The organism is Aeromonas sp. Marseille-Q5825 (assembly GCF_946892685.1).
In the GTDB taxonomy this organism is placed as follows: domain Bacteria; phylum Pseudomonadota; class Gammaproteobacteria; order Enterobacterales; family Aeromonadaceae; genus Aeromonas; species Aeromonas rivipollensis.
This window is the reverse complement of sequence record NZ_CAMPOU010000006.1, coordinates 31,289-56,420: the sequence shown is the minus strand read 5'-3', so window position 1 is coordinate 56,420 and position 25,132 is coordinate 31,289. Positions and strand designations below refer to the sequence as shown.

Sequence of the window (25,132 nt, the reverse complement as noted above, 5' to 3'; positions counted from 1 at the left end):
CGCCGGTTTGCACCGGCGGGCTTTTTTATCGACTCGGGAGAGGTCAGTCTTTCTTGGCCAGCAGGAATTTCACCAGCTGGTTGAACTGCTCCTGGGAGGTGATGGATTCAATCTTCACCAGGTACTTGCCATTGACCAGGAAGGCCGGCACACCGCGAATGTTGTAGCTCTCGGTGTTGCGATCGAACTGGGAGACCATACCGGAGACGGCGAAGCTGTCGACGGCACCGTCAAACTCTTCGGCCGGTACGCCGTTGTCCACGAAGATCTGCTTCACGTCGGCACGGCTCTGCGGCACCTGACGCTGGGTGTGGATCTTGTCGAAGATGACCGGAGTCAGCTTACCTTCGACGTTCAGCAGGTTGGCGACGGCATAGGCGCGTTGCATCTCCGGGCCCATCTCACGGCCCAGGAAGGCCACCGGGTTCTTCTTCATCGGCACGCCTTCCGGCAGGCTCTTCTTCAGATCTTCGGCGATCGGCTCGAACTTGGCGCAGTGCGGGCAGAAATAGGAGAAGAACTCCAGCACTTCAGGTTGGGCGCTGCCGGTCTGGGTGACCACGTCATAGTTGACGCCTTCCTTGAATTCCGGGGCGGCGTGAACCATGGGGATCATCAGCATGGCAGCGAGGAAAAATAGTACTTTTTTCATGACGTTTCCTGTTAAGGGATCACTGTGAGGCACGCCCGGCGAACCGAAGCAGTCCAAGCCTATTGCGTCACCTTCCCGCCGTCAATGGCAAAGGCGGGTGGGCGAGCCCCTGGAGCGCATCCTTGCTGGTCGTACCCCGGGTACCGCGATCCGTCTGGCTTACCAGTTAGGCATCAGCGTCAGGGGCGGCGCCTTGAGCGCTTCCAGCTGGTCGTGCAGGGTCGCTATCTGCTGGCGCCAGTAGTGATCCGTATTGAACCAGGGGAAGTGACGGGGGAAGGCGGGATCCTCCCAGCGCCTGGCCAGCCAGGCCATGTAGTGGACTATGCGCATGGCTCGCAGCGGTTCGATCAACGCCAGCTCCCGCGGGTCGAACTCCATGAACTCCTCGTAGCCAGCCAGCAGGGTGTCGAGCTGGATCTGCTGCTCGTGGCGCTCGCCGCTCAGCATCATCCAGAGATCCTGGATGGCGGGGCCGGTGCGGCAGTCGTCGAGATCGACGAACAGGGGGCCGTCACGCCACAGTATGTTGCCGGGGTGGCAATCCCCGTGCAGGGAGATCCGGGCCACGTCCAGGGTCATGGCGTCGCAGACATGCCGGATCAGCTCGTCGAGCACCCCGAAGAACTGCTTGGCCAGGCCGCTCGGCACCCACTCTCCGGCCGCCAGCAACTGACGCGGCTCGTGCAGCATACTCTCCACGTCCAGCTGGACCCGATGGTGGAAGGAGTGACTGGCCCCGACACTGTGGATGCGGCCGAGATAGCGCCCCACCCACTCCAGCTGATCCAGGTTGTCCACCTCGAACTGGCGACCACCGACGCTCTGCCAGATGGCGAAGGGGTAGCCCTGATACTCCAGCAGGGTCTCGCCGGCAAAGGCGATGGGGGCGGCGACCGGGATCTCCGTCTCACGCAGGCGAGCGGCAAACTCGTGCTCCTCGAGGATCTGGGCCCGGCTCCAGCGACCGGGGCGGTAGAACTTCACCACGTAACGGCGACGCTCCTCATCCTGAAACTGGTAGACCCGGTTTTCATAGCTGTTGAGCTCGATGAGGCCGGAGTCGATGCGCAGGCCGCTGAGATCGATCGCATCCATGATGAGGTCGGGATTGAGGTCGGAATAGTTGAAACGCATGTCATCCACCATGAGAAAGGGGCGCTGTTGCGCCCCATTCTATCCGAGATAGCCAATCAATGCCGCCCATGATCCCGATCCGGAACATTCCACGGACGCCCGTGGCACGCCGGATCAGCTGTCCGGGACGGCCCCTCAGAGCCGGCTGATAAACTTGCTGGGCTGGCGCAGGGTGCCCTTGCTGTCGTCCGGTGCGGCTCCTTCCCGTTTGAGCACGAACTGGACATCCAGGGTCGGCCGCTTCAGGTTGAAGGGATCCACCGCCAGGCTCACCGGCAGGGTGAAGATTTCCCCTGGTTTGAGAGTCACTTCCCGCGGGCCGAACCACTGGTGCTCCGGCAACCCTTCCACATCCAGTTGATAGGTCTGGGATTGCAGGGTCTTGTTGAGGATCTTCAGGGTATAGGTGTTCTCGATGAGCCCCTCGCTGTTCTCCCGGAACAGCTGGTTGCGATCCCGCAGTATGTCGAGCCCCATGGGCATGATGGACATGGCGTTGTAGACGAAGACCCCCAGCATGATGACCATCACCAGGCCATAGCCGAGCAGCTTGGGCCTGGCCACATGGGTCTGGTTGTGGGCCAGCTTGTGCTCAGTGGTGTAGCTGATCAGCCCCTTCGGATAGCCCATCCGATCCATGGTCTGATCGCAGGCATCGACGCAGGCGCCGCAGTTGATGCACTCGTACTGCAGGCCGTCGCGGATGTCGATGCCGGTCGGGCAGACCTGCACGCAGAGATCGCAATCGATGCAGTCCCCCAGCCCCAGCGCCTTGGGATCGGCCTTGCGGCCACGGGCGCCACGGGTCTCGCCGCGCTTGCTGTCGTAGCCGACTATGTAGGTGTCCTTGTCGAACATGGCGGACTGGAAGCGGGCATAGGGGCACATGTGGATGCACATGATGGCGCGCATCCAGCCGGCGTTACCGTAGGTGCAGGCGGCGAAGAAGAGCACCCAGAAGATGACCCAGCCGCTCGCCTGCAAGGTGAAGAAGTCAGGCACCAGCTGGAACACATCCTGGAAGTAGGCGACGAAGGTGAGGCCGGTGCCCAGCGACAGCAGGATCCAGGCCAGGTGCTTGGCGCCCTTGCGGGCCAGCTTCTCGCCACTCCAGGGGGCTGCATCCAGCTTGCGGCGCTTGTTGGCGGCGCCTTCCAGCTTCTCTTCGAACCAGATGAACATGAAGGTCCACACCGTCTGGGGGCAGAGATAGCCGCACCAGACCCGGCCGAGGAAGGTGGTGACGAAGAAGAGGGCGAAGGCGGCGATCATGAAGACCCAGGCCAGCAGGGTCAGATCCTGCGGCCAGATGGTAGCGCCGAAGATGTGGAACTGCTGATGCTCCAGATCGAACAGTACCGCCTGGCGGCCGTCGTAGCGCAGCAGGGGCAAGGTGACGAAGAGGGCGACGAAGAACCAGCCCATGACCTTGCGCACCCGCTGCCAGTAGCCGGTCTGGGACCTGACGTAGATGCGGTTGCCGGGATTGAACCTGTCATCGCCCGCCTTGAACGTGTGGGGATTGAAGGTCCCGGTGACGTTCTTGTCGGTCACATCCTTGATATCGATCTTGTCCTGGTCGGCCATTGCAGCACATAGCTCCACTCATATTGTTATGAAGGCGATTATATCTTAAACAGCCTGCTAATTGTGTGGGTTAAATGTATCTATAGTTCGAGTGCCGTCGCAATTTCAGGCAACAAAAAAGGCCCATAGCCAGTTGACTATGGGCCTTTTTAGAGATTCTCTTGAAACCTTCCTCTTCCGGCAACCCGGCGGTCGCGTTACTTGATGCCGCGGGCCTTGAGCAGGGCTTCCTTGAAGTCAGGAACATGATCCTTGGCCAGGCCCGGGATCATCGCCTGCTTGTCGGATTCGCGCATCTTGAGGTGGTAGATCAGCATGTCGTCGGTCAGCTCGGACAGGGCGCCCTCATAGCCGGCCTCGGCCGCCAGTTTGGCGATGAATTGCACCAAGCTGAGATCCTGCTCCTTGATCCAGGCGGGCTGCAGCAGCTCCAGCAGCTCTTCGATACGATGACATTGCATAGACGACCTCTTTAATCTGTCATGTGAAACTCAGGCAACCTTACCCATCAAGGCTACTTCGATACGATCCCGGCCATTATGCTTGGCCTGATAGAGGGCCGCATCCGCTTTTTGGATAAGCTCGGTGATGGAGTTGTGCTGATCCGGCACCAGGGTCGCCACCCCGAAGCTGCAACTGACCCGGCCGGATACCCGGGACTTGTGGTGGGGAATGCCCAGGGTTCGCAGGGCCGTTTGCACCTGTTCGGCGATCTGCATGGCCCCCTGCAAGGTGGTGCAGGGCAGCAGCAGGGCGAACTCCTCCCCGCCGTAACGAGCGGCCAGATCGTCTTCCCGCCGCAGCACCTCGGCCAGCAGGCCCGCCACCTGCTGCAGGCACTGGTCCCCCAGCTGATGGCCATAGTGATCGTTGAACTGCTTGAAGTAGTCCACATCCACCAGCACCAGGGAGAGAGGCGCCCTGGCCCTGTGACAGCGGCGCCAGGCTCGCGCCAGGGTGTCGTCCAGGTGAGCCCGGTTGGCGATGCCGGTCAGGCCGTCCAGGCGGGAGGTGAGCTTGAGATGCTCCGAGACCACCTTGAGTTCGGCCACCAGGTCGGCGTTGGAAAAACTGTGGTAGAGGGAGGCTACCTGATCCCGGCGCAACCGGCGCAGCAGGGTCGGCAGGAACACGAACAGGTAACCCGCCAGCATGCAGGAGACGATCCGCTCCTGCTCGTTGCCGTCGCTGAGCTCGAACAGCATGGCAAATCCGAGCGGCAGCACGGCCCCGTAGAGGGTGCGGCGACTGCCGAACAGCATGATGGCGCTGCCGGTGAGGATCAGGCTGGTGAGCATCATCATGGCGGCTCGGTAGGTGTCCGGCAGTCTGTCCATGTAGAGCAGCACGCCGAGGGCCCAGATGATGGAGGTGATGGTCACCCCTATGAAGAGCTCCCGCTCCAGCACCGGCAGCGGGAGCTCCGTCAACCTGGGCTGACGCCAGCGCAGGTGCCACCAGCGACCCAGCAACAGCAGGAAGACCAGGCCAAGCCAGCCGAGCGCCTCCGTGGCGGGCAGGTAGTCGTGGAACAGCAGGCTCCAGCTGATCGCCAGCAGCGCCAGACAAGGCAGGCTGAAGGAGGCGTGGGTATAGAGTTGGACCATGATGGCCCGCCGCACCTGGTGATTCACACTCTGGGTCAACTGGGTACTCCCTGTACAAGAGCCGCACAGTTTAACACTCCCTTTTCCTGCTCAACAATCAATCGCCCGCTATTAAGCAGCCACTCAGCCCCCAATCCGCCGTGCGCCGCGCAGCACAGGCAGGATCCCGGGCCGCCCCGGCCTGCCCGGGCTACCTCAGCCCTTCTCGAGTTCGTCGAGGATGGGACATTGAGGATTCGCGTCCCCGTGGCAGCACCCCACCACCGCCTCCAGGGAGCTGAGCATGGCCTGCAGACCGGCGATCCGGGCCCGCAGATCGACGATCTTCTCCTGCGCCAGCTTCTTCACCTGGGCGCTGGTCCTGTGCTCGTCCCGATAGAGCGCCAGCAGCTCCTGACACTCCTCCAGGTTGAAGCCGGTCTCCCGCGCCCGCTTGACGAAGCGCAGCTCCCGCAGGGCACCGTCTGTGTAGCTGCGATAGCCGTTGTCACTGCGCACCGGGGCCGAGATGAGGCCGATGCTCTCGTAGTAGCGAATGGTCTTGGCGGACAGCCCAGTGGCCTTGGCAACCTTGCTGATGTTCATGGATGACTCCTTTGCGATTCAGATTGGCGCTGGCCGCCCGCCCTGGGCTGCCAGCGTTTCAGTAACAGGGAATTGCTCAATACCGTGATGCTGCTCAGGGCCATGGCCGCCCCCGCCAGCTCGGGGCTGAGATAGCCCAGCGCCGCCAGCGGAATGCCGATGATGTTGAACACGAAGGCCCAGAACAGGTTCTGCTGTATGGTGCGCCAGGTGGCCGCCGAGATGTCGATGGCATCAGCCACCAGCCGCGGATCAGATCGCATGAGCGTGATGGAGGCGGTCTCCATGGCCACATCCGAGCCTGAACCCATGGCGATGCCGACATCCGCCGCCGCCAGCGCCGGGGCGTCGTTCACCCCGTCCCCCACCATGGCCACCAACCCGCGGGTTTGCGCGCGCAGCGCCTCCACTTTTTCCACCTTGCCGGCGGGCAGCACAGAGTCAAAGGCCCCGTCCAGCCCCAGCTTGGCGGCGATATGGGCCACCGGCGCAGGGGCATCACCGCTCACCAGCCAGCTGGCGATGCCGCGCTGGCGCAGTATGGCGATGGCCTCGGGGCTCTCTGGGCGCAGGGTATCGGCCAGGGCGGCGATCGCCACCGCCACGCCGTCGATGGAGACCCAGACCCGGGTCGCGCCGTCGGCGGGCGCTTCATCCTGTTGTGGCGGCTCAATGCCGAGCTGAGCCAGCAGGGAGGCATTGCCGATGGCCACTCTGTGCCCAGCCACTTGACCGAGGATACCGGCACCGACCCGCACCTCCACGGCTTCGGGCTGGGGCAGCACGACCTCTTTGCCGACCGCCTCGCGCATCGCCAGCGCCAGCGGGTGCTCGCTCGCCTGTTGCAGGGCGGCGGCGAGGCGCAGTTGTTCATCGGTGCCGCTCCAGCTCGCCAGCACCGGCCGCCCCTGAGTCAGGGTGCCAGTCTTGTCGAAGATCAGCGCCTTGATGGCGTGGGCCTTCTGCAGGGTATCCACGTCCTTGATCAGAATGCCGTGGCGCGCCGCCACCCCGGTGCCGGTGACGATGGCGGCCGGGGTCGCCAGCCCCAGGGCGCAGGGGCAGGCGATCACCAGCACGGCAACGGCGGCCAGCAGCGCCTGGCCGAAGTCGTTGCTTGCGGCATACCAGGCCAGCAGGGTGAACAGGGCGATGGCCATGACCACGGGCACGAAGATGGCGGAGACCCTGTCCACCAGCTGTTGCAGCGGCGCCTTACCCATCTGGGCACGCTCCACCAGGGCGATGATCTTGCTGAGGCTGGAGTCTTCCCCGACCGTGGTGGCCTCTATCTCCAGCACGCCGGAGCGGTTGATGGCGCCGCCCAGCACGGCATCCCCCAGTGCGCGCGGCACCGGCAGGCTCTCGCCGGTAAGAATGGATTCATCCAGCTCGCTCTCACCACTCAGGATCTTGCCGTCCACCGGCACCCGCTCCCCCACCAGCACCCGCAGCCTGTCGCCACGCAGCACCTCGTCGATGGCGACACTCTGCCAGGCTTCGCCACGCCAGACGGTGGCGGTGTCCGGCCGCAACGCCATCAGCTCGCGAATGGCGGACTGGGTGCTGCGGCGGGCCCTCGCCTCCAGCAGTTTCCCCAGTGAAATCAGGGTAATGATGATGGCGCTCGCCTCGAAATAGAGCTTGCCGCTGGCGGCCATCCCCAGGGTCAGCAGCAGATAGAGGCTGTAGAAGTAGGCGGCGCTGGTGCCTGTCACCACCAGCACATCCATGTTGGCGGCGCGGTTCTTGAGGGCAAGCCAGGCGCCGCGATAGAAGCGGGCCCCGATCCAGAACTGCACCGGAGTGGCGAGCACCAGCTCCAGCCAGGCGGGTAGATGCCAGGGCAGCAGGCCGGCCATGGCGACCATGCCCACCAGCAGCGGCAGGGTGAGCAGGGCTGAAATAACAACCTGAGTCAGCGCCTGGCGGGCGGCGGCGGCTTCCTGTTCCTCACGGTCCAGCAGTTGCTGACGGCGCTGGCTGACGGAGCCTTGCGCCAGCTGGGCACCGAAGCCAAGCGCTTCTATATGGGTGCGCAGGGAAGCCGGGGTCTGGGTGCCGGGCACTAGCAGGATGCGGGCCTGCTCGAGGGAGAAATTGACCTCGGCCGAGATGACGCCAGGCAGTGCTGCCAGCATCTTGTTCAGCCGAGCCGAACAACCGGCACAGGTCATGCCGCTGATTTGGAAGGAGATCGTCTCATGGCCGTAGCCATAGCCCTGCCCCGTGATGCTGTCGAGGACCTCGGGCAGACGAGCCGGGTCACCGAGTTCGATGGCCGCCTGCTCCAGCGCGAAATTGACGCTGGCCGTCACGCCGTCGAGCTGGTTGAGGGCGGCCGTGATGCGGCTGGCGCAGTTGGCGCAGCTCATGCCGCTGACGGGAAGTTGAATATGCATGGTCATGACAATCCTCCTCGGATAGACCAGCAAACCTTAACCTTTACTGTAAGGGTAAGCTCAAGTGAGCGCACCGACTTTTTGTGCAAATAAAAAACGGCGCCTGTTGGCGCCGTTGATGCGATCGGCAGCATGCCGATCTGCCCCCTTCTCCCCTCACGGGGGAAGGACCGGGGATGAGGGGGCAACCGGGTCGTCAGATGCCGTACTGGGCGCGATAGGCCTTCATGGCCGCCAGTTGCTCGGCCAGCGCGGGCTGCTCTGCCTGCTTCTCTTCCAGATAGGCGATGAGGTCGCTCATCTGGATGATGGCGATGATGTGGGCGCCATAGTCACGCTCCACTTCCTGGATGGCGGAGAGCTCGCCCTTGCCCTTCTCCTGACGATCCAGGGCGATCAGCACCCCGGCCAGGGAGGCACCGTTGGCCTGGATCAAGTCCATGGATTCGCGGATGGCGGTCCCGGCGGTGATGACGTCGTCCACCAGCATGATGCGCCCCTTGAGCGGGCTGCCCACCAGATTGCCGCCCTCGCCGTGATCCTTGGCCTCCTTGCGGTTGAAGCACCAGGGCACGTCCACATCGTGCTGTTCCACCAGCTGCACCGCGGTGGCGGAGGCGATGGGGATCCCCTTGTAGGCCGGGCCAAACAGCACATCGAATTCGATGCCGGCATCCATCAGGGCGGCGGCATAGAAGCGGCCGAGGCGGGCCAGATCGCGACCGCTGTTGAACAGGCCGGCGTTGAAGAAGTAGGGGCTCTTGCGGCCGGATTTCAGGGTGAACTCACCGAATTTGAGAACCTGTTTCTCCAGGGCGAACTCGATAAATTGACGCTGGTAGGCTTTCATTCTGGCTCCTTGCTTGGCTTGTCGTTTACTGGTGTGGGGGTATAAAAAAACGCGGTCAATGCCGCGTTTTTCAAATCAGAAATTCAGGAGAGCGCCTGCTTCTGCAGCGCTATGATGTCGTCGATACCGCCCTTGGCGAGCGCCAGCATCGCCAGCAGCTCCTCGTGGGTGAAGGGCTCGGCCTCGGCGGTGCCCTGCACCTCTATGATGCGACCGTCTTCGGTCATCACCACGTTCATGTCGGTCTCGGCGGCGGAATCTTCCACGTACTCCAGATCGCAGATGGCTTCGCCCTGATACATGCCGACGGAGACGGCGGCGATCATCTGCTTGAGCGGGCTCTGCTTGAGCATGCCCTTCTCGACCATCCAGTTCAGCGCATCCACCAGGGCTACGCAGGCACCTGTGATGGCGGCGGTGCGGGTGCCGCCGTCGGCCTGCAGCACGTCACAGTCCACAGTGATGGAGTGCTCGCCGAGCGCGGTCAAGTCCACGGCGGCGCGCAGGGAGCGGGCGATCAGTCGGGAGATCTCCAGGGTGCGACCGCTCTGCTTGCCGGCAGCCGCCTCGCGGTTCATGCGCGAATGGGTGGAGCGCGGCAGCATGCCGTACTCGGCGGTGACCCAGCCCTGACCCTTGCCTTTCAGGAAGCGCGGCACGCTGGTGTCAACGCTGGCGGTGCACAGCACGCGGGTGTGGCCGAACTCCACCAGCACAGATCCTTCCGCATGCTTGGTGAAGTTGCGGGTGATGGTAACCGGGCGCACTTGCGCGGCACTGCGATCGCTGGGACGGGACATGGGACTGACCTCTGGGCTGGCTGAATTGGCGCAGGAGTATAAGCCATTGCTACTCAAATATCAGCCGCTAAAACCACGGCATCGGCTGACGGGGCAAGCCTGGCTGAGTATACTGGCCGCACACTTCATCAAGCCCGGAACAATCAATGATTCACAGCATGACCGCCTACGCCCGCAAGGAATTCAAGGGCGACTGGGGCACAGCCGTTTGGGAAATTCGTTCGGTCAACCAGCGCTATCTGGAAACCTACATCCGCCTGCCGGAGCAGCTGCGCAGCCTGGAGCCGGTCCTGCGTGAGCGTTTCCGTGCCAAGCTGCAGCGCGGCAAGGTGGAGTGCAACCTGAGGTTCGAGGCAGCCCAAGCCGCCGCCAGCCAGCTGCACATCAATGAGGAGCTGGCCAAGCTCATCATCGACAGTGCCAACTGGGTAATGAAAGAGGCGGGCCAGGGCCAGCTCAACCCGGTGGACGTGCTGCGCTGGCCGGGTGTCATGGCCGCCGCCGAACAGGACATGGACGCGGTCGCCACCGAGCTGCTCGGCGGTTTCGATCTGACCATGGAAGATTTCCTCGCCTCCCGCGCCAGCGAAGGGGCCAATCTCAAGGCGCTGATCCAGCAGCGCCTTGACGGCATCCAGGTGGAAGTGAAGAAGGTGCGCGTACACCTGCCGCAAATCATCGAGTGGCAGCGCCAGAAGCTCACCGACCGCCTGGCCGAGGCCAAGGTGGAGCTGGATCCGGCACGCATCGAGCAGGAAATCGTGCTGCTGGCCCAGAAGATCGACGTGGCCGAAGAGCTGGATCGCCTGGAGATGCACATCAGCGAAACCATCAAGATCATGAAGAAGGGTGGCGCCTGCGGCCGTCGTCTCGACTTCATGATGCAGGAGTTCAACCGCGAGTCGAACACGCTCGGCTCCAAATCCATCAACGCCGAAGTGACCCAGTCCGCCGTCGAACTGAAGGTCCTCATCGAGCAGATGCGCGAGCAAATTCAGAACATAGAGTGATGTTTTTCGGCGTTTCCAGCTGTCTCAGATGACTCACAAACCCCTGATTTTCAGGGGTTTGCTGTTTATGCATGTCTTGCATCGTTCTGGATTGTTCGATAAAAGTGGTATCACGATTGGTATCACGATGCGACGTGATACCACGTTTACCATAACGTGATACCACTAGCCGAAGGACGTAGCATGAAAGCCAGTGAACTCGCCAAGAAGATCAAAGATCAGGACGCTGAAGATGGAAAAGAGGGCAAGTTAGGCACCACCAATAACATCAATGTGGGCGATGGCCTGTATCTTCGACGGCTGCCCAGTGGAACTCGCAAGTGGGTGTTCCGTTATACCAATATCGCCAAGAAGCGGGTCTGGTTCACGATAGGGTCATACCCTCATCTGTCTCTGGCTCAGGCTCGTGGTGAAGCCGCCCGCCTCAACGCCGATGTGGAAAATGGCAAAGACCCTTCAGCAGAGCGCAAACGCGATCAGCAAGAGACAATCAAGACTGTCGAGCAACTATTTCTCGACTGGCATCAGCATGATGTCAGCCGACGGCTGAAGCACCCGCAGATCCCCAAGCGCCTCTACCAAAAAGAGATTGCCCCACACATTGGTAAGCTGGCATTGAAAGACGTTAATGCTCGCGATATTCGCGCCATCATCCATACCGTCGCCAACTCCGGGCGCAATGCAACCGCCAATGATGCCTTGATGGTTTGCAAGCAGCTTTTCAAGCATGCGATCAAGCTGAACCTACTGGACTACAGCCCTGCCCAGGCTTTCACCATGTCGGATGCTGGTGGGCAGGAAAAGAGCCGGAAGCGCATTCTTAGTCTTGATGAGCTGGATTTACTGTTCACTGTTCTTCGCAAACACCGGGACCAGTTTGTCCGTGAAAACTACCTGGCAATCGCGTTGTTGGTTCATCTAGGGGTGCGTAAAGGTGAGTTGATTGCGGCGATGTGGAGTGAGCTCAATTTTGACGAGGGAACGTGGTGCATTCCAGCCGAGCGAAGTAAGACTGCCACCGCGATCACTATCCCGCTGAGCGCAGCCAGCCTCGAATGGTTTGCCGAACTAAAAGTACGGGCCTGCGGATCACCCTATGTGTTTCCATCACGGCGGGCCAGCAAGCGGCGAGATTATATCTCCGACGACACCTTGAACCATGCCATTGCCAAGCTTTTTGGCCAAAAAGTAGATAGCAAGAAACAGCCGTTAGCCAATGTGCTTGGTGAAGCCGGTTTAGAGCACTTCACCATTCACGACTTGCGTCGTACCTGCCGTAGCTTGCTGGCTTCTATTGGCATTCCGAGCCATGTCGCAGAGCGGTGCCTGAATCACAAACTAAAAGGCGTCGAGGGGATTTATAACCGGCACGACTACCTTGACGAGCGACGAGAGGCATTAGAAAAGCTGGCAGACATATTGGCTCCCATTGTGGATAGCCAACCCAATGTAGTCCCGTTCATCAGTAGAGCATCCTGAGATAGTCATCTATGTCTACCAACACATATCCAGCATTTATGAGCCACAACTCCCTGATCTTAGAGCTCAGAGAGATCGTGAAGGAGTATCCAGAACTCCGAGAAAGGCTCGCAAAATACATAACGGCCATGGAATGGTTTGAAGGTATTGAGTGCCAACTTGAGCAGATTCTGGGCAAAAAGGACTTCGCTGCTGCGGCTTTGTTGATGATGCGAGACAGTGCGGGCATGGACGGGAAAAGCTCATTGGAAGGGGAGGATGTCTATCAGTTTGTGAATATGCATGTTCCAAGAGGTATGGCTGCACTTGGCTTACGGCGGTTAAGTAAGCATCTGATCACACTAGGTGAACGCGATCGTAATCTCGCGAGTGGTTTACCCCACAAGAACTACCAGTCAGCTCGCAAGGCGGAAGGTAAAAAAGGGGGTCAAGCAAAAGCGGCTTTGCTGGCTCCCCTTCATGACGAGATTGAGCGGCTGTACTGGGATGACACAAGTAAAAACCCAAAAGAGACAGCAAAGTCTCATGCGCTTCGCATACAGAAAGACGTTCTGTCGTTTATTGAAACTGATCCTGTTAGATATCAATCCGTTGGCTCCGGTTCTGGGGCTCCCAAGGAACGGGATTATTTCGAGTTCATTTATCGCACCATCCTAAAACTGAAAAGTAAAAAGGCTAAAAAATAGCCATCCAAATGTAAGGTACCCCCTACCTGCATACCCCAACATCTATAAACACCTGAGAATCCCTCCGAACCCGGCAACATCTGCCGGAACAATGTCCACTCGGAGGGATTCAATGTCATACAGTATCGAGCGCCAGCAAATCCTCAACCTCTACGGCTATAACCAGGATCGCTTGGTTCGCGAAAATGAACGTAAAACCATCACGACTATTTCCCGCACCCAAGCCTGGGTACTTGAACAAAAAGGGGCGTTTCCCAAACGCAAAAAGCTGGGAGCTAGCTGCGCTTGGCTTCTTTCTGACTTGCTCCTTTGGATTCACCACCAGTAAGCGGGGGAGCTGTGAAATGAACATTCTGGACTACTTTAGCGTACCAGCAGCCCCGACACCGATCATGAAAATGACTGAGATCTGCACACTGTTTGGGCGGAGCCGCCAAACGGTATATCGGTGGGTTAATGAAGGTGAGTTGCCCCCGCCGTTGCGGACCCCAAATGGCAGAGCGATCGGGTGGAACAGGGATGAAGTCATGAAGTATCTTAACAATCAATCCTAACTGTCCCAACCAGCCCCAACCCCGCCCAATGTGACAATTTGAGACATTTTTACCTCGTTGTTACCTCTGCGCGGCGATCACCGCCACGCTGCGACCCCTTTTGATATCAGGGTTCTGGGATAAAACAACTTGGCCAATTCGGTAGGATATTAATAATATGTCACTTGTTGATAATAATTCTCAAAGAATTCTTACACCCAACTATCTTTATCAAGGGCATCTCTGGACTGTGATATCCAACTATCAAATCCGAAAAGACATTATGAATTGTATCTTTACGGTTCTGAGAGAATTCTTTGAAAGGCGCAGTAAACTGACTGCAATCAGAATTGAGCTTCATCTTAAGAAATGGACTGCGAATAATGCTCCTGTCAGAGAGTTCTTCACAATGTTACGTCGCCAATTATTCAAGCAGTACGGGAAGATTTACCACCGCTATATCTGGGCTCGTGAACAGAATCAAACCAAAGCTCAACACTACCACGTAGTTCTGCTGGTGGACGGCCAGTTTGTCAAACATCCATCAATAATCGAAAAGATTGCAAGAAGCATCTGGATCTATGGGTATTTCTGCCTCCCCCCAAGGCCCTTCTATCATATCCATCGTGATCAGATTGGGCGATTTTGTGCGCTTGTCTATCGGCTCAGTTATCTCGCCAAGGCAGAAACCAAAGGAAACAGACCGAAAAAGGTCAGAGACTATGGCTTTGATGCCACCGGGGGGATCTATAACAGGTGCGAGGCAACCTAGCGCCCAAAAGATAACACCGTAATCGCCCATACCATCAAGATGGGTCACACAATTTGATACTGCGGTTGCAGGATCATGGAGGTCCACCAGCAAAATTTGATGTACGGCGACATTATACTATCCATTAAACTGGAGAACGATTAAATGGGTGATGAACAGAACGAGGCGGATGAGTTATATGCGATTGAGGAAAAATTACGCCTCATTTATGGGGAGAAAGCATACAAGCGTATAACAGAGAATGAGTGGTGGATCTATGACTATTGTCAGCGGCGTAAAAAACTGGAAAAACAAATAGAACGCCACAGAAAAACAATTATTAAACCGTTGCTATTTCCCTCTATCTTCGCTGATCAAAAAACGGTGGAGAAGAAAAATCGGCAAAACGGGCAGCGCTCCCGGTGGTTCATGGATAAATTTTCCAGAATATTTTCCCTTGAAGATCTGCGGCCGATTGATTGCGTGGAACACCTGATAATAAAAATGTGCTGGCATCCTCATCGTGCCCATATCTGGGCGGTGGCGACTTATCCCGGAGTCACCAGTCAACAATTGACGGATTACGTGGGAGTGCCCAGCTCAAACCACAGAATGGTGTTTTGGCGTTTGAATAATGACCTGTACCACCTTGGCTGGCAGTTCATCTCATGCCAAGCAGGTTCTCAAAACGAACCATGGGGTTGGTATCTGGAAAAAATCTGAGAAGTGATCACCGGAAGTGATCGGGGAATCAGATCAGCGTTGCCTGATCTGATCACTTTATCTGATCATATCAGCCTTACCTGATCACCTATCCCTAGAAGGCTGGCGACGAGCAAAGCCACGTCCTGTCTAGGGTTGGTAATGATCATGGTGATTTGAGTGGGAAAGCCGCAGGCGTGTAAATCCGCCGCTCAATGCTCGTCAAAAAATTCACTTGTCTCGTTACGGGTGATTACATACGCGATCAGATGACACCCAAAATCGAAACCCGACGCGCCAAATTAAAGCTGCTCTGTTAGAAAATGTCCGCCATCAGCTCTCGCTGCTCATCAAACAATGACAGCCAGAACGATTACCCTAGCACGTAATCGAGAGCATGCCATGCCGAAGAGATTCGGTTCATCCCCGCGGACTCGGGGAATAGAATAGCGCCTCGATGGCCGCCTAGCGCTGGGTCGATTCATCCCCACAAAAGCGGGGAACAGCTCTATCATCCCTAGGAGTCTCTCCCTTCAAGCGGTTCATCCCCGCAGGCGCGGGGAACAGGGCTCCCGTGGCCGCCCGCAAGTGGTCTACACCGGTTCATCCCCGCTGGCGCGGGGAACAGACCCCGTCCACGGCGGCGGTCACCGGCAGGTTCGGTTCATCCCCGCGGGCACGGGGAACAGAAAAACAGATCGCCGCATATATCGATGCGCGGCGGTTCATCCCCGCGGACGCGGGGAACAGCTCTGCCGCGACTCTATCAATGATCTCAAGCGCGGTTCATCCCCGCGGGCGCGGGGAACAGAGCACGATACGGTACTGGCGCTCGCCGATCAGCGGTTCATCCCCGCGCGCGCGGGGAACAGCGAAGGCCCGAGCGCATGGCATCGGTGGCACTCGGTTCATCCCCGCGGGCGCGGGGAACAGCGCGCCACCCTGGAGGAGCGTTGGGCCATCATCGGTTCATCCCCGCGGGCGCGGGGAACAGCCTTTCCCCAGTCGGTGGCACGGCTGGGGCTTCGGTTCATCCCCGCGGGCGCGGGGAACAGAGCGCGTCGAACTCGACGGTCACGCGCTGATACGGTTCATCCCCGCGGGCGCGGGGAACAGCTGGATGGTGACATCGAGGATGTGAAGACTCGCGGTTCATCCCCGCGGGCGCGGGGAACAGCGTGTTCCTGGTATCCGAATTACTCGTGTCGACGGTTCATCCCCGCGGGCGCGGGGAACAGGATGAATCTGTTGAGCCAGTGCGTATTATCACCGGTTCATCCCCGCGGGCGCGGGGAACAGAGCAGAGAGGCCGCCGTCAGGGCCGTTTTTTTCGGTTCATCCCCGCGGGCGCGGGGAACAGGTATCGACATCAGCGCCCTTGCCGCTGACAGGCGGTTCATCCCCGCGGGCGCGGGGAACAGGCGTCATTGTCCCACGCGACGTAGGCGTAACCCGGTTCATCCCCGCGGGCGCGGGGAACAGTGACTCCGGTAACGTATACGCAGCAATAACGACGGTTCATCCCCGCGGGCGCGGGGAACAGTTTATGTTTAAGCTCTGCCCACCCTATAACGGCGGTTCATCCCCGCGGGCGCGGGGAACAGGTGATCGACGCCAGATTTCCCTTGTCGTCAAACGGTTCATCCCCGCGGGCGCGGGGAACAGGCGGAGTTGATAGACCCTGCCAGTTTGTCTTGCGGTTCATCCCCGCGGGCGCGGGGAACAGCGGCGTCGATCTCGGAGTCCATGGCGAGCAGGCGGTTCATCCCCGCGGGCGCGGGGAACAGAATATCTGATTGCCTATTGCGATGCGGTCGGACGGTTCATCCCCGCGGGCGCGGGGAACAGTATCTTCTGCGAACTCCGGCAGATGTACCCGACGGTTCATCCCCGCGGGCGCGGGGAACAGTCCAACAGATCACCCTGGCGTCTATCGCCGTACGGTTCATCCCCGCGGGCGCGGGGAACAGAGAATGGGCAGGTTGTTGAACGTGCTAGCGCCCGGTTCATCCCCGCGGGCGCGGGGAACAGTTCTTCACTTCGGAGCCGACAGCCTCGGCAGCCGGTTCATCCCCGCGGGCGCGGGGAACAGACTGGAATGCTGCAACATGTCAGCACCTCCCCCGGTTCATCCCCGCGGGCGCGGGGAACAGCCAGTTCCTGCGCAAAAGCTGCAAGAAAGCTCCGGTTCATCCCCGCGGGCGCGGGGAACAGCCCACAACCCCGCGAATGGTGGTTCCTATGTACGGTTCATCCCCGCGGGCGCGGGGAACAGTTCCGGGAGGAGCTGGCCCGTTCCCGCAAAGACGGTTCATCCCCGCGGGCGCGGGGAACAGATGGGCTCTGCTCCTGCCAGCAGTAGGGTGAGCGGTTCATCCCCGCGGGCGCGGGGAACAGTGGATGTCCTGGCCGCGAAGTTGGGCCTGTATCGGTTCATCCCCGCGGGCGCGGGGAACAGCAGATCTGCCAGGAGAACATGGCCCGCAATGACGGTTCATCCCCGCGGGCGCGGGGAACAGGCCAAGGCTCGCAAGGGGGAGGGCGCATGATCCGGTTCATCCCCGCGGGCGCGGGGAACAGATTTATGCGGGTCGGTTTGAGGGACTGGTGATCGGTTCATCCCCGCGGGCGCGGGGAACAGGCCTTGTTACGTCCCATCATCATCGCGTTCGCCGGTTCATCCCCGCGGGCGCGGGGAACAGCCACTCCACACGCCATCGTTACCCTGATACTCCGGTTCATCCCCGCGGGCGCGGGGAACAGGCTACGTCAAAATTTTCACGTAAGGGGATGAACGGTTCATCCCCGCGGGCGCGGGGAACAGAACTCCACTGATGCACAAGTGTACGGCAATACCGGTTCATCCCCGCGGGCGCGGGGAACAGTCAGTTAGGGTATGATTTGGATAGTAATTTAACGGTTCATCCCCGCGGGCGCGGGGAACAGTCCTCCATCAGTTCGGTCAGACGGTCAGCGACCGGTTCATCCCCGCGGGCGCGGGGAACAGTAGTTCTGGTCTCTGAACGGGCCAACCGTCCACGGTTCATCCCCGCGGGCGCGGGGAACAGGACTCACCCAACAGGCCGGTGTCGTGGTTCCACGGTTCATCCCCGCGGGCGCGGGGAACAGGCGTTGATGATGGCCACCTGGAACGGCAGCGACGGTTCATCCCCGCGGGCGCGGGGAACAGCACAAGTCCAGATGACTGGCAAAGCGGCGGGGCGGTTCATCCCCGCGGGCGCGGGGAACAGATGCTGCCGATGCCAAAGGCGGTTTCGCTGAGCGGTTCATCCCCGCGGGCGCGGGGAACAGACATCCAGCACGACAAGCACCGGACGGGGCAACGGTTCATCCCCGCGGGCGCGGGGAACAGCCATTCTGCATGCAGTTAGAACAGGTCATTGGCGGTTCATCCCCGCGGGCGCGGGGAACAGCCACTGAGCCACCAGAGGCCCCTGGTTCGCATCGGTTCATCCCCGCGGGCGCGGGGAACAGGTATTGGAAAATGGCAATACCCTGCGCGGGTTCGGTTCATCCCCGCGGGCGCGGGGAACAGGATATTCCGGCAAACACTGCTGCCAATATCACCGGTTCATCCCCGCGGGCGCGGGGAACAGTGTGTTACCTGGTGCATGAGTAAATCAGTCTGCGGTTCATCCCCGCGGGCGCGGGGAACAGTGCGTGTGCGATGGCTGGCAATCGAGCCAGAGCGGTTCATCCCCGCGGGCGCGGGGAACAGGGATCTGTCTCGGCCCCCATGGCGGCCATCACCGGTTCATCCCCGCGGGCGCGGGGAACAGTGCCGGATTACCTCTACTACTGCCTGATGTGGCGGTTCATCCCCGCGGGCGCGGGGAACAGTTGATGAGCGCCACGTTTTCCACCACTGACGCCGGTTCATCCCCGCGGGCGCGGGGAACAGAAGCTCGACGAGTCCAGTTTCTTCGTCGACCGCGGTTCATCCCCGCGGGCGCGGGGAACAGGCCAGGAGTAACATCAGTCACCATCCCTAGCTAGGTTCATCCCCGCGGGCGCGGGGAACAGGCATGTGAGCTGCACAACAGTGGCGGGAAGTTCGGTTCATCCCCGCGGGCGCGGGGAACAGATCACTGTCGGGGCAGATACCCAGGATGACCGCGGTTCATCCCCGCGGGCGCGGGGAACAGTTGGCACTACTGGCGTTCAATGCACTGTTTGGCGGTTCATCCCCGCGGGCGCGGGGAACAGGGGATCCCGCCGCCAGTGATGGCAGCCAGAACGTGGTTCATCCCCGCGGGCGCGGGGAACAGGGCACTCTTCCTCCGGCATCGAGGCGCAATAGCGGTTCATCCCCGCGGGCGCGGGGAACAGAGCAGCAGAGGGGCCCGGGTAATGGCGGTGATCGGTTCATCCCCGCGGGCGCGGGGAACAGTCCACCCGCTCCTTTATCGCGCACTCCAGCACCGGTTCATCCCCGCGGGCGCGGGGAACAGACTTAACAGATGCTATTGATTTTGATGGCTTTTTCCAACCATAGAAAACCCACCGACTAGTCCAGATTGTTAATGAACGCTAAGCTATTGATTTTCAATGGGTAGAAAAGAGACCAATCGGCAACCATCGAGGTCCACCGGCACCCTGCGATTGGTCCCCAGGGTTTGAAAGTCAAAACCAGAATCGTTATTAGCGGGCCAGGCCATCACGATATTGCCCTGCTCCACCAAAGCCTCGCACTGCTGCCAGATCATCTCTCGCACCCGGCGCGACACCTCTCCCACATAGACACCGGCACGCACCTCGAGTAACCAGACCGCGAGCCGGCCGCGCAGGCGCGGCGGCACATCCTCAGTGACCACCACCAGCATGCTCATCACTGACTCCTGTGACCGGCATCCCCCATGCCGGCGGGTTCGGGGATGGCGGGCGGCTGGGCATCTGCAGGGGCGTCTGGCGGGGTGATGCCCCCGGCCGAGAGCACCTCCTCGATAAGCGGGATGAGTTTCTCCAGGGTGCGCTGCTTGTTGAAGCTGTCACGGCAAGCCAGGCGCACGGCCCGATCCGGGTTGGCATCCCCCCTTGCGGCAATCTCGAAGGCCTGGGGCACCACTGTCTCAAACTTGATGATGTCGGCGATGTCATAGACAAACGAGAGCGGCTTGCCGCTATGGATAAAGCCGATGGCGGGGGCATACCCTGCCGCCAGGATAGCTGCCTCCGTGATGCCATAGAGGCAGGAGGTGGCGGCGCTGATGCATTGATTGGGCAAGTCTCCCTTGTCCCAATCCTTGGGGTCATAGCGCCGCCCCTGCCACTTCACCCCATAGCGGACGGCCAACAGCTTGTAGGTCTCCCGCACCCGCGCCCCTTCGATGCCGCGCAGTTGATCTACCGAGCGGCGGCTGGGGGGCGGCTCACCAAAGCGCAGCTCAAACATCTTGCGCACCACCTTGAGACGCAAATCGTCATCGAGGGCCAGCTTGGCCTGATAGAGCAGCCGGTCGGAGCGAGCCCCGCCCGGCTGGCCTGCTGCATAGAGGCGTACCCCGGCCTCTCCCACCCAGACCAGCAGAGTCCCCGCTGTGGCCGCCAGCTTGACTGCGGCGTGCGAGACGCGGGTGCCGGGCTCAAGCATCAGGCAGGCGACGGTGCCGATGGGGATGTGGGTGCGAACGCCCTCCTTGTCCACCAGCACGAAGGCGCCGTCGATCACATCGAGCTGGCCATATTTGAGAAACAGCATGGCCCGACGATCCTTGATGGGCAGCGGCTTGAGGGGCGGCAACATCAGGCTTTACCCAGTGAGAGCAGACCACAACCCAGGGACTTGGCCGGGCCAATCCCTCCTTGCAGCGCCGCCAACAGGGCGTGGGTGTCGTTCACCCTCAGATAGCCCTCGAAGGTGGCCGTCAGTACGCTCAGGCGACTATCGCCCTTACGTCCCTGCTGCATGGTCGAGCCGCTGACCAGCCCCTGTAGCAGGGTAAAACCGTGGCGCTCACCCTGGCGGGCGAGCCAGGTCAGCTGATCTTGTTCGTGACACAGGCCCCGGCGCTTGCCATCCCGGGTCACGGTTGGGTTGGCCTGCAGGCGAAAGCGATAGGATCCTTCAGGTTCGAGCCACTGCTCGGGGGCAAAGTGCTTCTCTTGCACCTCTCCTTGCAGGTAATAAGGAAGATCGCGCAGCGGCCCCCAGTTACCCGCGGTTTGCGACTGCACCAACAGCTGTGGCTGTTGCCAGTTGGCCGTGGGCTCGAGGCGCCACAAGAATCGCTCCGGCGCCGTCTGCTCATCGGGCGCGAAGGCCCTGGCCAGAGTGCGATGCAGGTCATAAGGATTGGCCAGATCCCGACGCGCCTCCCGGCTTTTGGGGTTGAGGATCAGTTTGCTCAGGAACATGGCGCCTCCTGCGGATCCAAGGGCTGGGTGGTAACAAAACGCGGCCCGAAGCGGCGCTCGGCAAAGGGGGCAATGGGTTGGTCGAGACGCACCGCCCCTTCACTGGCCTCGAGCAGCAGACGGCGTACCTGACGCCCTGCCCCTTTGCTCAACTCGGGATAGTTGCGCAAGGCAGTCAGGAGATCGCTCTCATGCAAGCCATCTGGCAGATAAACCGGCGGTGAAGGCAGACACCCTTTTCGGCCCAGGCTCAGGGGCCAATGGGGGTGGCGCAGCGCCTGGTGAATACGCGCCAACAGGGTGGCCTCCCCCTCGAAGCCAACCAGAAAGGCGGCATCACTCAGGTAGTAGCGGGGGCTGACCACGGTGCGATTCATGTCGACCTTACCGGCCGCATTCAGGATGCCGGTGGCGGTCTGATAGTCGCGCAGCACCACCCCTTCCCTGTCTACTCGCACGCCCATGATGAGGGCGGCGAGATCGTCGACCGGCTCGCACCTATCCCGTCCCAGCGCAGCGCAGACCAGTCCCAGCACCCCCGACTTGGAGGGCTCTAGCTGGGTATCGCGTTCATCGAAGCGGCTGGTGGTGCCCCAGGATTGCAGGGGCCCCTGAAGCCGCAGTAGCAGTGTCGGCATCTTACTCCTCCCACTGGGTCTCGACGGCATCGCGTACCCAGGCGGCCAGATCGCTGACCGAGCTGCGGGCCAGGCTGCTGTCGAGCTGCCACTTGCCGGTGAGGTCGATATGAGCCCAACGATCGTCAGCATCCCCATAGACGGGGGCGAGCTTGCGCTCGTAGTCAGCGAGCGCCGCCACCGACTGCTCGGTCAGGCTCTTGTCATGGCGCGGCTGGATGGGGCACTCGAAGGCGTTGGCCAGGTTGAGGGGGCTTTTACGCAGACTCACCCCGATAAACTCGGGCAGGTTGTGAGCGGCGAAGCTGTTCTGCTTGCCAGTCGGGATGGCGCGCACCATGGCCTGGATCAGGGCCTCGATGGCAGAGGCGGTAAGCTCCTTGTCCTCTTGCAGGTTGTTCAGCAACTTGCTGACATCGAGGGCCGCGTAACGATAGAAGGTGGCGGAGTTGAACTCGACCTGACCAATCATGCCGGCACCTGTCTCGTCGGGACCACCGACGTCATCGACCGCGGTGAAGTAGTCAAAGTCACGCTCCACCCTGTGAGTGCTGATGGCATGGGCCACCTGGCAGGCGGCATCCTGATTGACCTGAGGCAGGTCGGCCAGCATACGGCCGAAGAGGGCAACATCCACCGCCTTGCCACCATCGAGCAGTGCCTTGGCCTGCTTGGCCAACTCGGCCGGGATGGCTGCCTTGCTCTCTTTCTTCCCCTTCTTCTCACCCGCTGCCGGGATGATCAGGGCGTCCCAGTGAGTTTCAATCAGAGCGGCAAAACCGGCAATCTCGCGCTCACCCAAAAACAGCAGATATTCGGTCTTGCCATCGTCCTTGAGCTTGAGCCCGGCGGCGGCGAGGGCCACTTCAATCTTGCCTGCCGCCTCTTCCTGATCGCGCCCGGCCAGTCTTTCCAGCAACAGAGCCTGCAACTTCTTGGTACGCAGCGCCCGATACTCGGCCGGGATCAGTTGCTGGTCACGGCTATAGAGGCGAACGGCACGCTTGAAACACTGGCTACTGACACGCGCGCGGCGCTGGCCACCGAAGAGGGCGTCTTTGGGTGCCCCGGTATCGTCACGGTTGAGGTTAGAGGGGGCAAAGTTCTGGATCAGATGCAGTTCAACAAACAGGGTCATGGTTTCTCTCCTTGAAAGATTTAATCGTTTGAATCGGCAGTGGCCGCGATGCGGTAAAAGTCACTGGCCCAACGGCGACGCAACTTATCGAGCGCCTCGGGACGAGTGGGGTTAAGCCAGTCGGTGAGATCCCAAAGCAAGCGCTGATAATCGATGGCCAGCTCGTGGGATCTGAGCAGAGTCACGCAGTGGCGCAGTGGCTCGGCCAGGGTCTCGCCATCGCTCTCGAGCAGGGCGATAAAGCGTCCCTCGATGGATGGGCTCTGCTCCTGCTTGCGATAGAGAACGCCCATCGCCTTGGCTAGGGTCATCTCACTGTGCTTTGGATGAAGCGCAAAAAGCCCGGCCACCAGGTAGTGGGACTGGCGACGAGCCGAGTCGGGATGCTCATCGGCTGCGATAAAGGGCTCAACGTAGGGAAAGACGCGGGGCGCAGTGCCGGGGGCAAAGGTGAGACTGCGGCGCAGCTCGGCCAAGGCCCCGCGGTTGCTTTGTGACAATCGCTGCAGATGGTCGACAAAAGGCTGATCACTCATTGAAGCTCTCCTGTTTCGTTAAGGGCTGTCAGTTGCTCCCGGATGGCAGACCACAAGCGGGGCTGCGCCTTGGCATTGGCACGCCAGAGGCGAGCGCCGCCTCCCTGGCTGGCCAGCAGGGTCTCCCACGCCGCCAGGGCGGCCTCTTTCAATACCTGCTGCCACTGCCGCTCGGCGACATCGGGGTCTTGTTCAAGCTGCGCCAGGGTGGTCATCAGGGCGCGCTCGGCGCGGGCAAAGAAGAGCGGTGCAGCGGGACCAGCATCAAACAGGGCTCGAGCCCGGTTGCGGGTATCTTTCTGCTGGCTGTCTGGCAAGGTATCGGCAATCAGTTGGACGGCTGCCCCTTTGAGCGAGGCAAACAGGGTCTCGGCCATCTCCAACATATCTCGGGCCGTTCGAGTTATCTCGGGTTGCTCAAGAAGGGCCAATGGCAACGCCAAGTGTTCTACGCGCCAGCGCAGCAACTTGGCTTGATCGCTGGCCAGCCCGGCCACCAGCAGGCGAAGGTGTTTTTTGCCCAGCGATTTGTTTAAGCGGGTGGCGCTGTCGAGGATCGCTGCCGGAGCCGACTTTTTATCGCCCCCATCGGGCAGCAACGCCGGCAGGTCGCGCCAGAGGGCTCGCCCTTCACTGAAGGTGAGGCGCACAGGTCCCGTGCTGCCTTCCCGGAAGTTGGCCATGGGATCGGGGGCGTGGGGATCCTCTTCCAGCCCCTGCCCTGCGGCAAAGCGCAGCCAGCGGATAGCGCCATCCTCCTCTCGTTGAAACAGCACGGCGCGGGTCTGGCGGGTGAAGCGATCGTTGGGGCCAGTGGCAAGTAGAGGAGACGATTTCAGATTGGCGACGGTGAGCGCGGGTCGCTCCCAGCTAGGCAAGTCTTCATGGTCAGGCGAGGCGGGATGCAGGCTCAGGATAAGGGTCTGCGCCAGGGACTCACCCAGTGGCAAGGCGGCCGCCGTATTGGCCAGCGGGCCCGCCTTATCGGCATCACGAAACACCTTGACCAGACCACCCGGCGTACACTGCAAAAAGCCGAGCAGGGTCCGAATGGCATGAAGCGGCGAAATGGCTCCCGGCGCGGTGTCCACCGAGTGGTTGAACACCACGGGGGCATTGCCGCTGACGCTGGCCAGATCGATCTGGGTCCAGGGTTTGAACTTTTCACCGGTTTCGGCCGCCGTGGCCAAGTCGGCCACCTGCACAAAGGGGTGCTCGGGGTGAAACAGCCAGAAGCGATCGCGCCACTTTTCCAGATAGGTGGTCATGGCCTCAGTAGGGAGCCCCTGGGTAAACCAGTTGCGCAGGTCTCGCTGCCCCCACTCTGGGGTCTGTGCGCTTAAGGCCCTGTGGGTGATGGCCAGCAGCAGGCGATACTGGGCCATCAAAGATGGCGGCGCCGTCTCGGCCAAGTCCACTATCTGCGATGCCTGCTCAAAGAGGGCCAGCAGGCCCAGCTCCCTGACCTCGCCGCTGAGCATCCTGACCGGCAGCCAGGGCTCGTCGAGTAGGCTAACCCTCTTTGTTATTGTGTTCTGATGTTTTTTCACACACTCCTCCCCGAATGTCGCAGCGAAACCAAAAACTTTGCGCGCCCTTTCTTCGCCAAGCCACACAGAGCAGCACAGCAACAACCAGTGCCGCCCACCCCGACCCCGACCCAA

The 25,132-nt window shown here is 60.7% G+C and carries 23 protein-coding genes; 7 read left to right on the top strand and 16 right to left on the bottom strand.

The features are described from left to right. Window positions 1–43 precede the first annotated feature (43 nt). The 9 genes from OC537_RS15150 to rph form a co-directional block, all read right to left on the bottom strand. A complete protein-coding gene (locus OC537_RS15150; protein WP_111910826.1) occupies window positions 44–652 on the bottom strand; it encodes a thiol:disulfide interchange protein DsbA/DsbL in 609 nt (202 codons plus the stop codon). 159 nt (window positions 653–811) lie between these two features. After that, the gene (locus OC537_RS15145; protein ID WP_111910825.1) at window positions 812–1,801 is read right to left on the bottom strand and encodes a serine/threonine protein kinase; all 990 of its coding nucleotides are present in this window, start codon (window positions 1,799–1,801) and stop codon (window positions 812–814) included. Window positions 1,802–1,924: 123 nt separating this feature from the next. Beyond that, complete coding sequence (ccoG, locus tag OC537_RS15140; RefSeq protein WP_111910824.1) at window positions 1,925–3,376, bottom strand: cytochrome c oxidase accessory protein CcoG; 1,452 nt, start codon at window positions 3,374–3,376, stop codon at window positions 1,925–1,927. Window positions 3,377–3,573: 197 nt separating this feature from the next. Further along, window positions 3,574–3,837 (bottom strand): YihD family protein, encoded by a 264-nt coding sequence (locus tag OC537_RS15135; protein ID WP_025328759.1) that lies wholly within the window; start codon window positions 3,835–3,837, stop codon window positions 3,574–3,576. A 30-nt stretch (window positions 3,838–3,867) separates the two neighbouring features. Then, window positions 3,868–5,022, bottom strand: a complete 1,155-nt coding sequence (locus tag OC537_RS15130) for a diguanylate cyclase (protein ID WP_262112478.1) — start codon at window positions 5,020–5,022, stop codon at window positions 3,868–3,870. A gap of 156 nt (window positions 5,023–5,178) precedes the next feature. Beyond that, the gene (gene cueR / locus OC537_RS15125) at window positions 5,179–5,568 is read right to left on the bottom strand and encodes a Cu(I)-responsive transcriptional regulator (RefSeq protein WP_262112476.1); all 390 of its coding nucleotides are present in this window, start codon (window positions 5,566–5,568) and stop codon (window positions 5,179–5,181) included. Beyond that, window positions 5,565–7,976 carry a heavy metal translocating P-type ATPase gene (locus tag OC537_RS15120; protein ID WP_262112474.1) on the bottom strand — a complete coding sequence of 804 codons (2,412 nt, stop codon included), beginning with the start codon at window positions 7,974–7,976 and terminating at the stop codon, window positions 5,565–5,567. Before OC537_RS15120 ends, cueR begins: the two co-directional genes overlap by 4 nt. Window positions 7,977–8,166: 190 nt before the next feature. Next, entirely contained in the window at window positions 8,167–8,820 is a 654-nt protein-coding gene (pyrE, locus tag OC537_RS15115; RefSeq protein ID WP_043128766.1) for an orotate phosphoribosyltransferase, read from the bottom strand. 83 nt (window positions 8,821–8,903) lie between these two features. Then, window positions 8,904–9,620, bottom strand: a complete 717-nt coding sequence (gene rph, locus OC537_RS15110) for a ribonuclease PH (RefSeq protein ID WP_025328763.1) — start codon at window positions 9,618–9,620, stop codon at window positions 8,904–8,906. 146 nt (window positions 9,621–9,766) lie between these two features. Here rph and OC537_RS15105 point away from each other — a divergent pair, with 146 nt between their 5' ends. The 7 genes from OC537_RS15105 (at window position 9,767) to OC537_RS15080 (ending at window position 14,802) form a co-directional block, all read left to right on the top strand. Beyond that, window positions 9,767–10,630 carry a YicC/YloC family endoribonuclease gene (locus tag OC537_RS15105; RefSeq protein ID WP_163157541.1) on the top strand — a complete coding sequence of 288 codons (864 nt, stop codon included), beginning with the start codon at window positions 9,767–9,769 and terminating at the stop codon, window positions 10,628–10,630. Between the two features lie 183 nt (window positions 10,631–10,813). Continuing rightward, window positions 10,814–12,109 carry a tyrosine-type recombinase/integrase gene (locus OC537_RS15100; RefSeq protein WP_262112470.1) on the top strand — a complete coding sequence of 432 codons (1,296 nt, stop codon included), beginning with the start codon at window positions 10,814–10,816 and terminating at the stop codon, window positions 12,107–12,109. A gap of 11 nt (window positions 12,110–12,120) precedes the next feature. Further along, entirely contained in the window at window positions 12,121–12,795 is a 675-nt protein-coding gene (locus OC537_RS15095) for a hypothetical protein (RefSeq protein WP_262112469.1), read from the top strand. A 112-nt stretch (window positions 12,796–12,907) separates the two neighbouring features. Continuing rightward, window positions 12,908–13,123 carry a helix-turn-helix transcriptional regulator gene (locus OC537_RS15090; protein ID WP_262112467.1) on the top strand — a complete coding sequence of 72 codons (216 nt, stop codon included), beginning with the start codon at window positions 12,908–12,910 and terminating at the stop codon, window positions 13,121–13,123. A gap of 16 nt (window positions 13,124–13,139) precedes the next feature. After that, window positions 13,140–13,349, top strand: a complete 210-nt coding sequence (locus tag OC537_RS20685; RefSeq protein ID WP_410050481.1) for a helix-turn-helix transcriptional regulator — start codon at window positions 13,140–13,142, stop codon at window positions 13,347–13,349. Between the two features lie 157 nt (window positions 13,350–13,506). Beyond that, window positions 13,507–14,100, top strand: a complete 594-nt coding sequence (locus OC537_RS15085; RefSeq protein WP_262112465.1) for an inovirus Gp2 family protein — start codon at window positions 13,507–13,509, stop codon at window positions 14,098–14,100. A gap of 144 nt (window positions 14,101–14,244) precedes the next feature. Next, the gene (locus OC537_RS15080) at window positions 14,245–14,802 is read left to right on the top strand and encodes a hypothetical protein (RefSeq protein ID WP_262112463.1); all 558 of its coding nucleotides are present in this window, start codon (window positions 14,245–14,247) and stop codon (window positions 14,800–14,802) included. Between the two features lie 4,535 nt (window positions 14,803–19,337). Here the strand turns inward: OC537_RS15080 and cas2e are convergent. From cas2e to casA, 7 genes are read right to left on the bottom strand one after another with little or no spacing between them, the layout of a single operon-like run. Continuing rightward, the gene (cas2e, locus tag OC537_RS15075; RefSeq protein WP_171275181.1) at window positions 19,338–19,631 is read right to left on the bottom strand and encodes a type I-E CRISPR-associated endoribonuclease Cas2e; all 294 of its coding nucleotides are present in this window, start codon (window positions 19,629–19,631) and stop codon (window positions 19,338–19,340) included. Continuing rightward, window positions 19,631–20,545, bottom strand: a complete 915-nt coding sequence (cas1e, locus tag OC537_RS15070) for a type I-E CRISPR-associated endonuclease Cas1e (protein ID WP_262112459.1) — start codon at window positions 20,543–20,545, stop codon at window positions 19,631–19,633. Before cas1e ends, cas2e begins: the two co-directional genes overlap by 1 nt. Beyond that, window positions 20,545–21,156, bottom strand: a complete 612-nt coding sequence (gene cas6e / locus OC537_RS15065) for a type I-E CRISPR-associated protein Cas6/Cse3/CasE (RefSeq protein ID WP_262112457.1) — start codon at window positions 21,154–21,156, stop codon at window positions 20,545–20,547. Before cas6e ends, cas1e begins: the two co-directional genes overlap by 1 nt. Further along, window positions 21,147–21,794: a type I-E CRISPR-associated protein Cas5/CasD gene (gene cas5e, locus OC537_RS15060; RefSeq protein WP_043153346.1), complete on the bottom strand. Its 648-nt coding sequence runs from the start codon at window positions 21,792–21,794 to the stop codon at window positions 21,147–21,149. Before cas5e ends, cas6e begins: the two co-directional genes overlap by 10 nt. A 1-nt stretch (window position 21,795) precedes the next feature. Next, the gene (gene cas7e, locus OC537_RS15055) at window positions 21,796–22,932 is read right to left on the bottom strand and encodes a type I-E CRISPR-associated protein Cas7/Cse4/CasC (RefSeq protein ID WP_262112453.1); all 1,137 of its coding nucleotides are present in this window, start codon (window positions 22,930–22,932) and stop codon (window positions 21,796–21,798) included. A 20-nt stretch (window positions 22,933–22,952) separates the two neighbouring features. Continuing rightward, window positions 22,953–23,468: a type I-E CRISPR-associated protein Cse2/CasB gene (gene casB / locus OC537_RS15050; RefSeq protein ID WP_223955970.1), complete on the bottom strand. Its 516-nt coding sequence runs from the start codon at window positions 23,466–23,468 to the stop codon at window positions 22,953–22,955. Beyond that, window positions 23,465–25,018, bottom strand: coding sequence for a type I-E CRISPR-associated protein Cse1/CasA (casA, locus tag OC537_RS15045; RefSeq protein ID WP_262112450.1), 1,554 nt, complete (start codon window positions 25,016–25,018; stop codon window positions 23,465–23,467). Before casA ends, casB begins: the two co-directional genes overlap by 4 nt. Between the last annotated feature and the right edge of the window lie 114 nt (window positions 25,019–25,132).

Bases quoted from the DNA above. Each gene is read 5' to 3' on its own strand.
- OC537_RS15150 (WP_111910826.1), bottom strand. From the start codon at position 652: ATGAAAAAAGTACTATTTTTCCTCGCTGCCATGCTGATGATCCCCATG.
- OC537_RS15145 (WP_111910825.1), bottom strand. From the start codon at position 1,801: ATGGTGGATGACATGCGTTTCAACTATTCCGACCTCAATCCCGACCTC.
- ccoG (WP_111910824.1), bottom strand. From the start codon at position 3,376: ATGGCCGACCAGGACAAGATCGATATCAAGGATGTGACCGACAAGAAC.
- OC537_RS15135 (WP_025328759.1), bottom strand. From the start codon at position 3,837: ATGCAATGTCATCGTATCGAAGAGCTGCTGGAGCTGCTGCAGCCCGCC.
- cueR (WP_262112476.1), bottom strand. From the start codon at position 5,568: ATGAACATCAGCAAGGTTGCCAAGGCCACTGGGCTGTCCGCCAAGACC.
- OC537_RS15120 (WP_262112474.1), bottom strand. From the start codon at position 7,976: ATGACCATGCATATTCAACTTCCCGTCAGCGGCATGAGCTGCGCCAAC.
- pyrE (WP_043128766.1), bottom strand. From the start codon at position 8,820: ATGAAAGCCTACCAGCGTCAATTTATCGAGTTCGCCCTGGAGAAACAG.
- rph (WP_025328763.1), bottom strand. From the start codon at position 9,620: ATGTCCCGTCCCAGCGATCGCAGTGCCGCGCAAGTGCGCCCGGTTACC.
- OC537_RS15105 (WP_163157541.1), top strand. From the start codon at position 9,767: ATGATTCACAGCATGACCGCCTACGCCCGCAAGGAATTCAAGGGCGAC.
- OC537_RS15100 (WP_262112470.1), top strand. From the start codon at position 10,814: ATGAAAGCCAGTGAACTCGCCAAGAAGATCAAAGATCAGGACGCTGAA.
- OC537_RS15095 (WP_262112469.1), top strand. From the start codon at position 12,121: ATGTCTACCAACACATATCCAGCATTTATGAGCCACAACTCCCTGATC.
- OC537_RS15090 (WP_262112467.1), top strand. From the start codon at position 12,908: ATGTCATACAGTATCGAGCGCCAGCAAATCCTCAACCTCTACGGCTAT.
- OC537_RS20685 (WP_410050481.1), top strand. From the start codon at position 13,140: ATGAACATTCTGGACTACTTTAGCGTACCAGCAGCCCCGACACCGATC.
- OC537_RS15085 (WP_262112465.1), top strand. From the start codon at position 13,507: ATGTCACTTGTTGATAATAATTCTCAAAGAATTCTTACACCCAACTAT.
- OC537_RS15080 (WP_262112463.1), top strand. From the start codon at position 14,245: ATGGGTGATGAACAGAACGAGGCGGATGAGTTATATGCGATTGAGGAA.
- cas2e (WP_171275181.1), bottom strand. From the start codon at position 19,631: ATGAGCATGCTGGTGGTGGTCACTGAGGATGTGCCGCCGCGCCTGCGC.
- cas1e (WP_262112459.1), bottom strand. From the start codon at position 20,545: ATGTTGCCGCCCCTCAAGCCGCTGCCCATCAAGGATCGTCGGGCCATG.
- cas6e (WP_262112457.1), bottom strand. From the start codon at position 21,156: ATGTTCCTGAGCAAACTGATCCTCAACCCCAAAAGCCGGGAGGCGCGT.
- cas5e (WP_043153346.1), bottom strand. From the start codon at position 21,794: ATGCCGACACTGCTACTGCGGCTTCAGGGGCCCCTGCAATCCTGGGGC.
- cas7e (WP_262112453.1), bottom strand. From the start codon at position 22,932: ATGACCCTGTTTGTTGAACTGCATCTGATCCAGAACTTTGCCCCCTCT.
- casB (WP_223955970.1), bottom strand. From the start codon at position 23,468: ATGAGTGATCAGCCTTTTGTCGACCATCTGCAGCGATTGTCACAAAGC.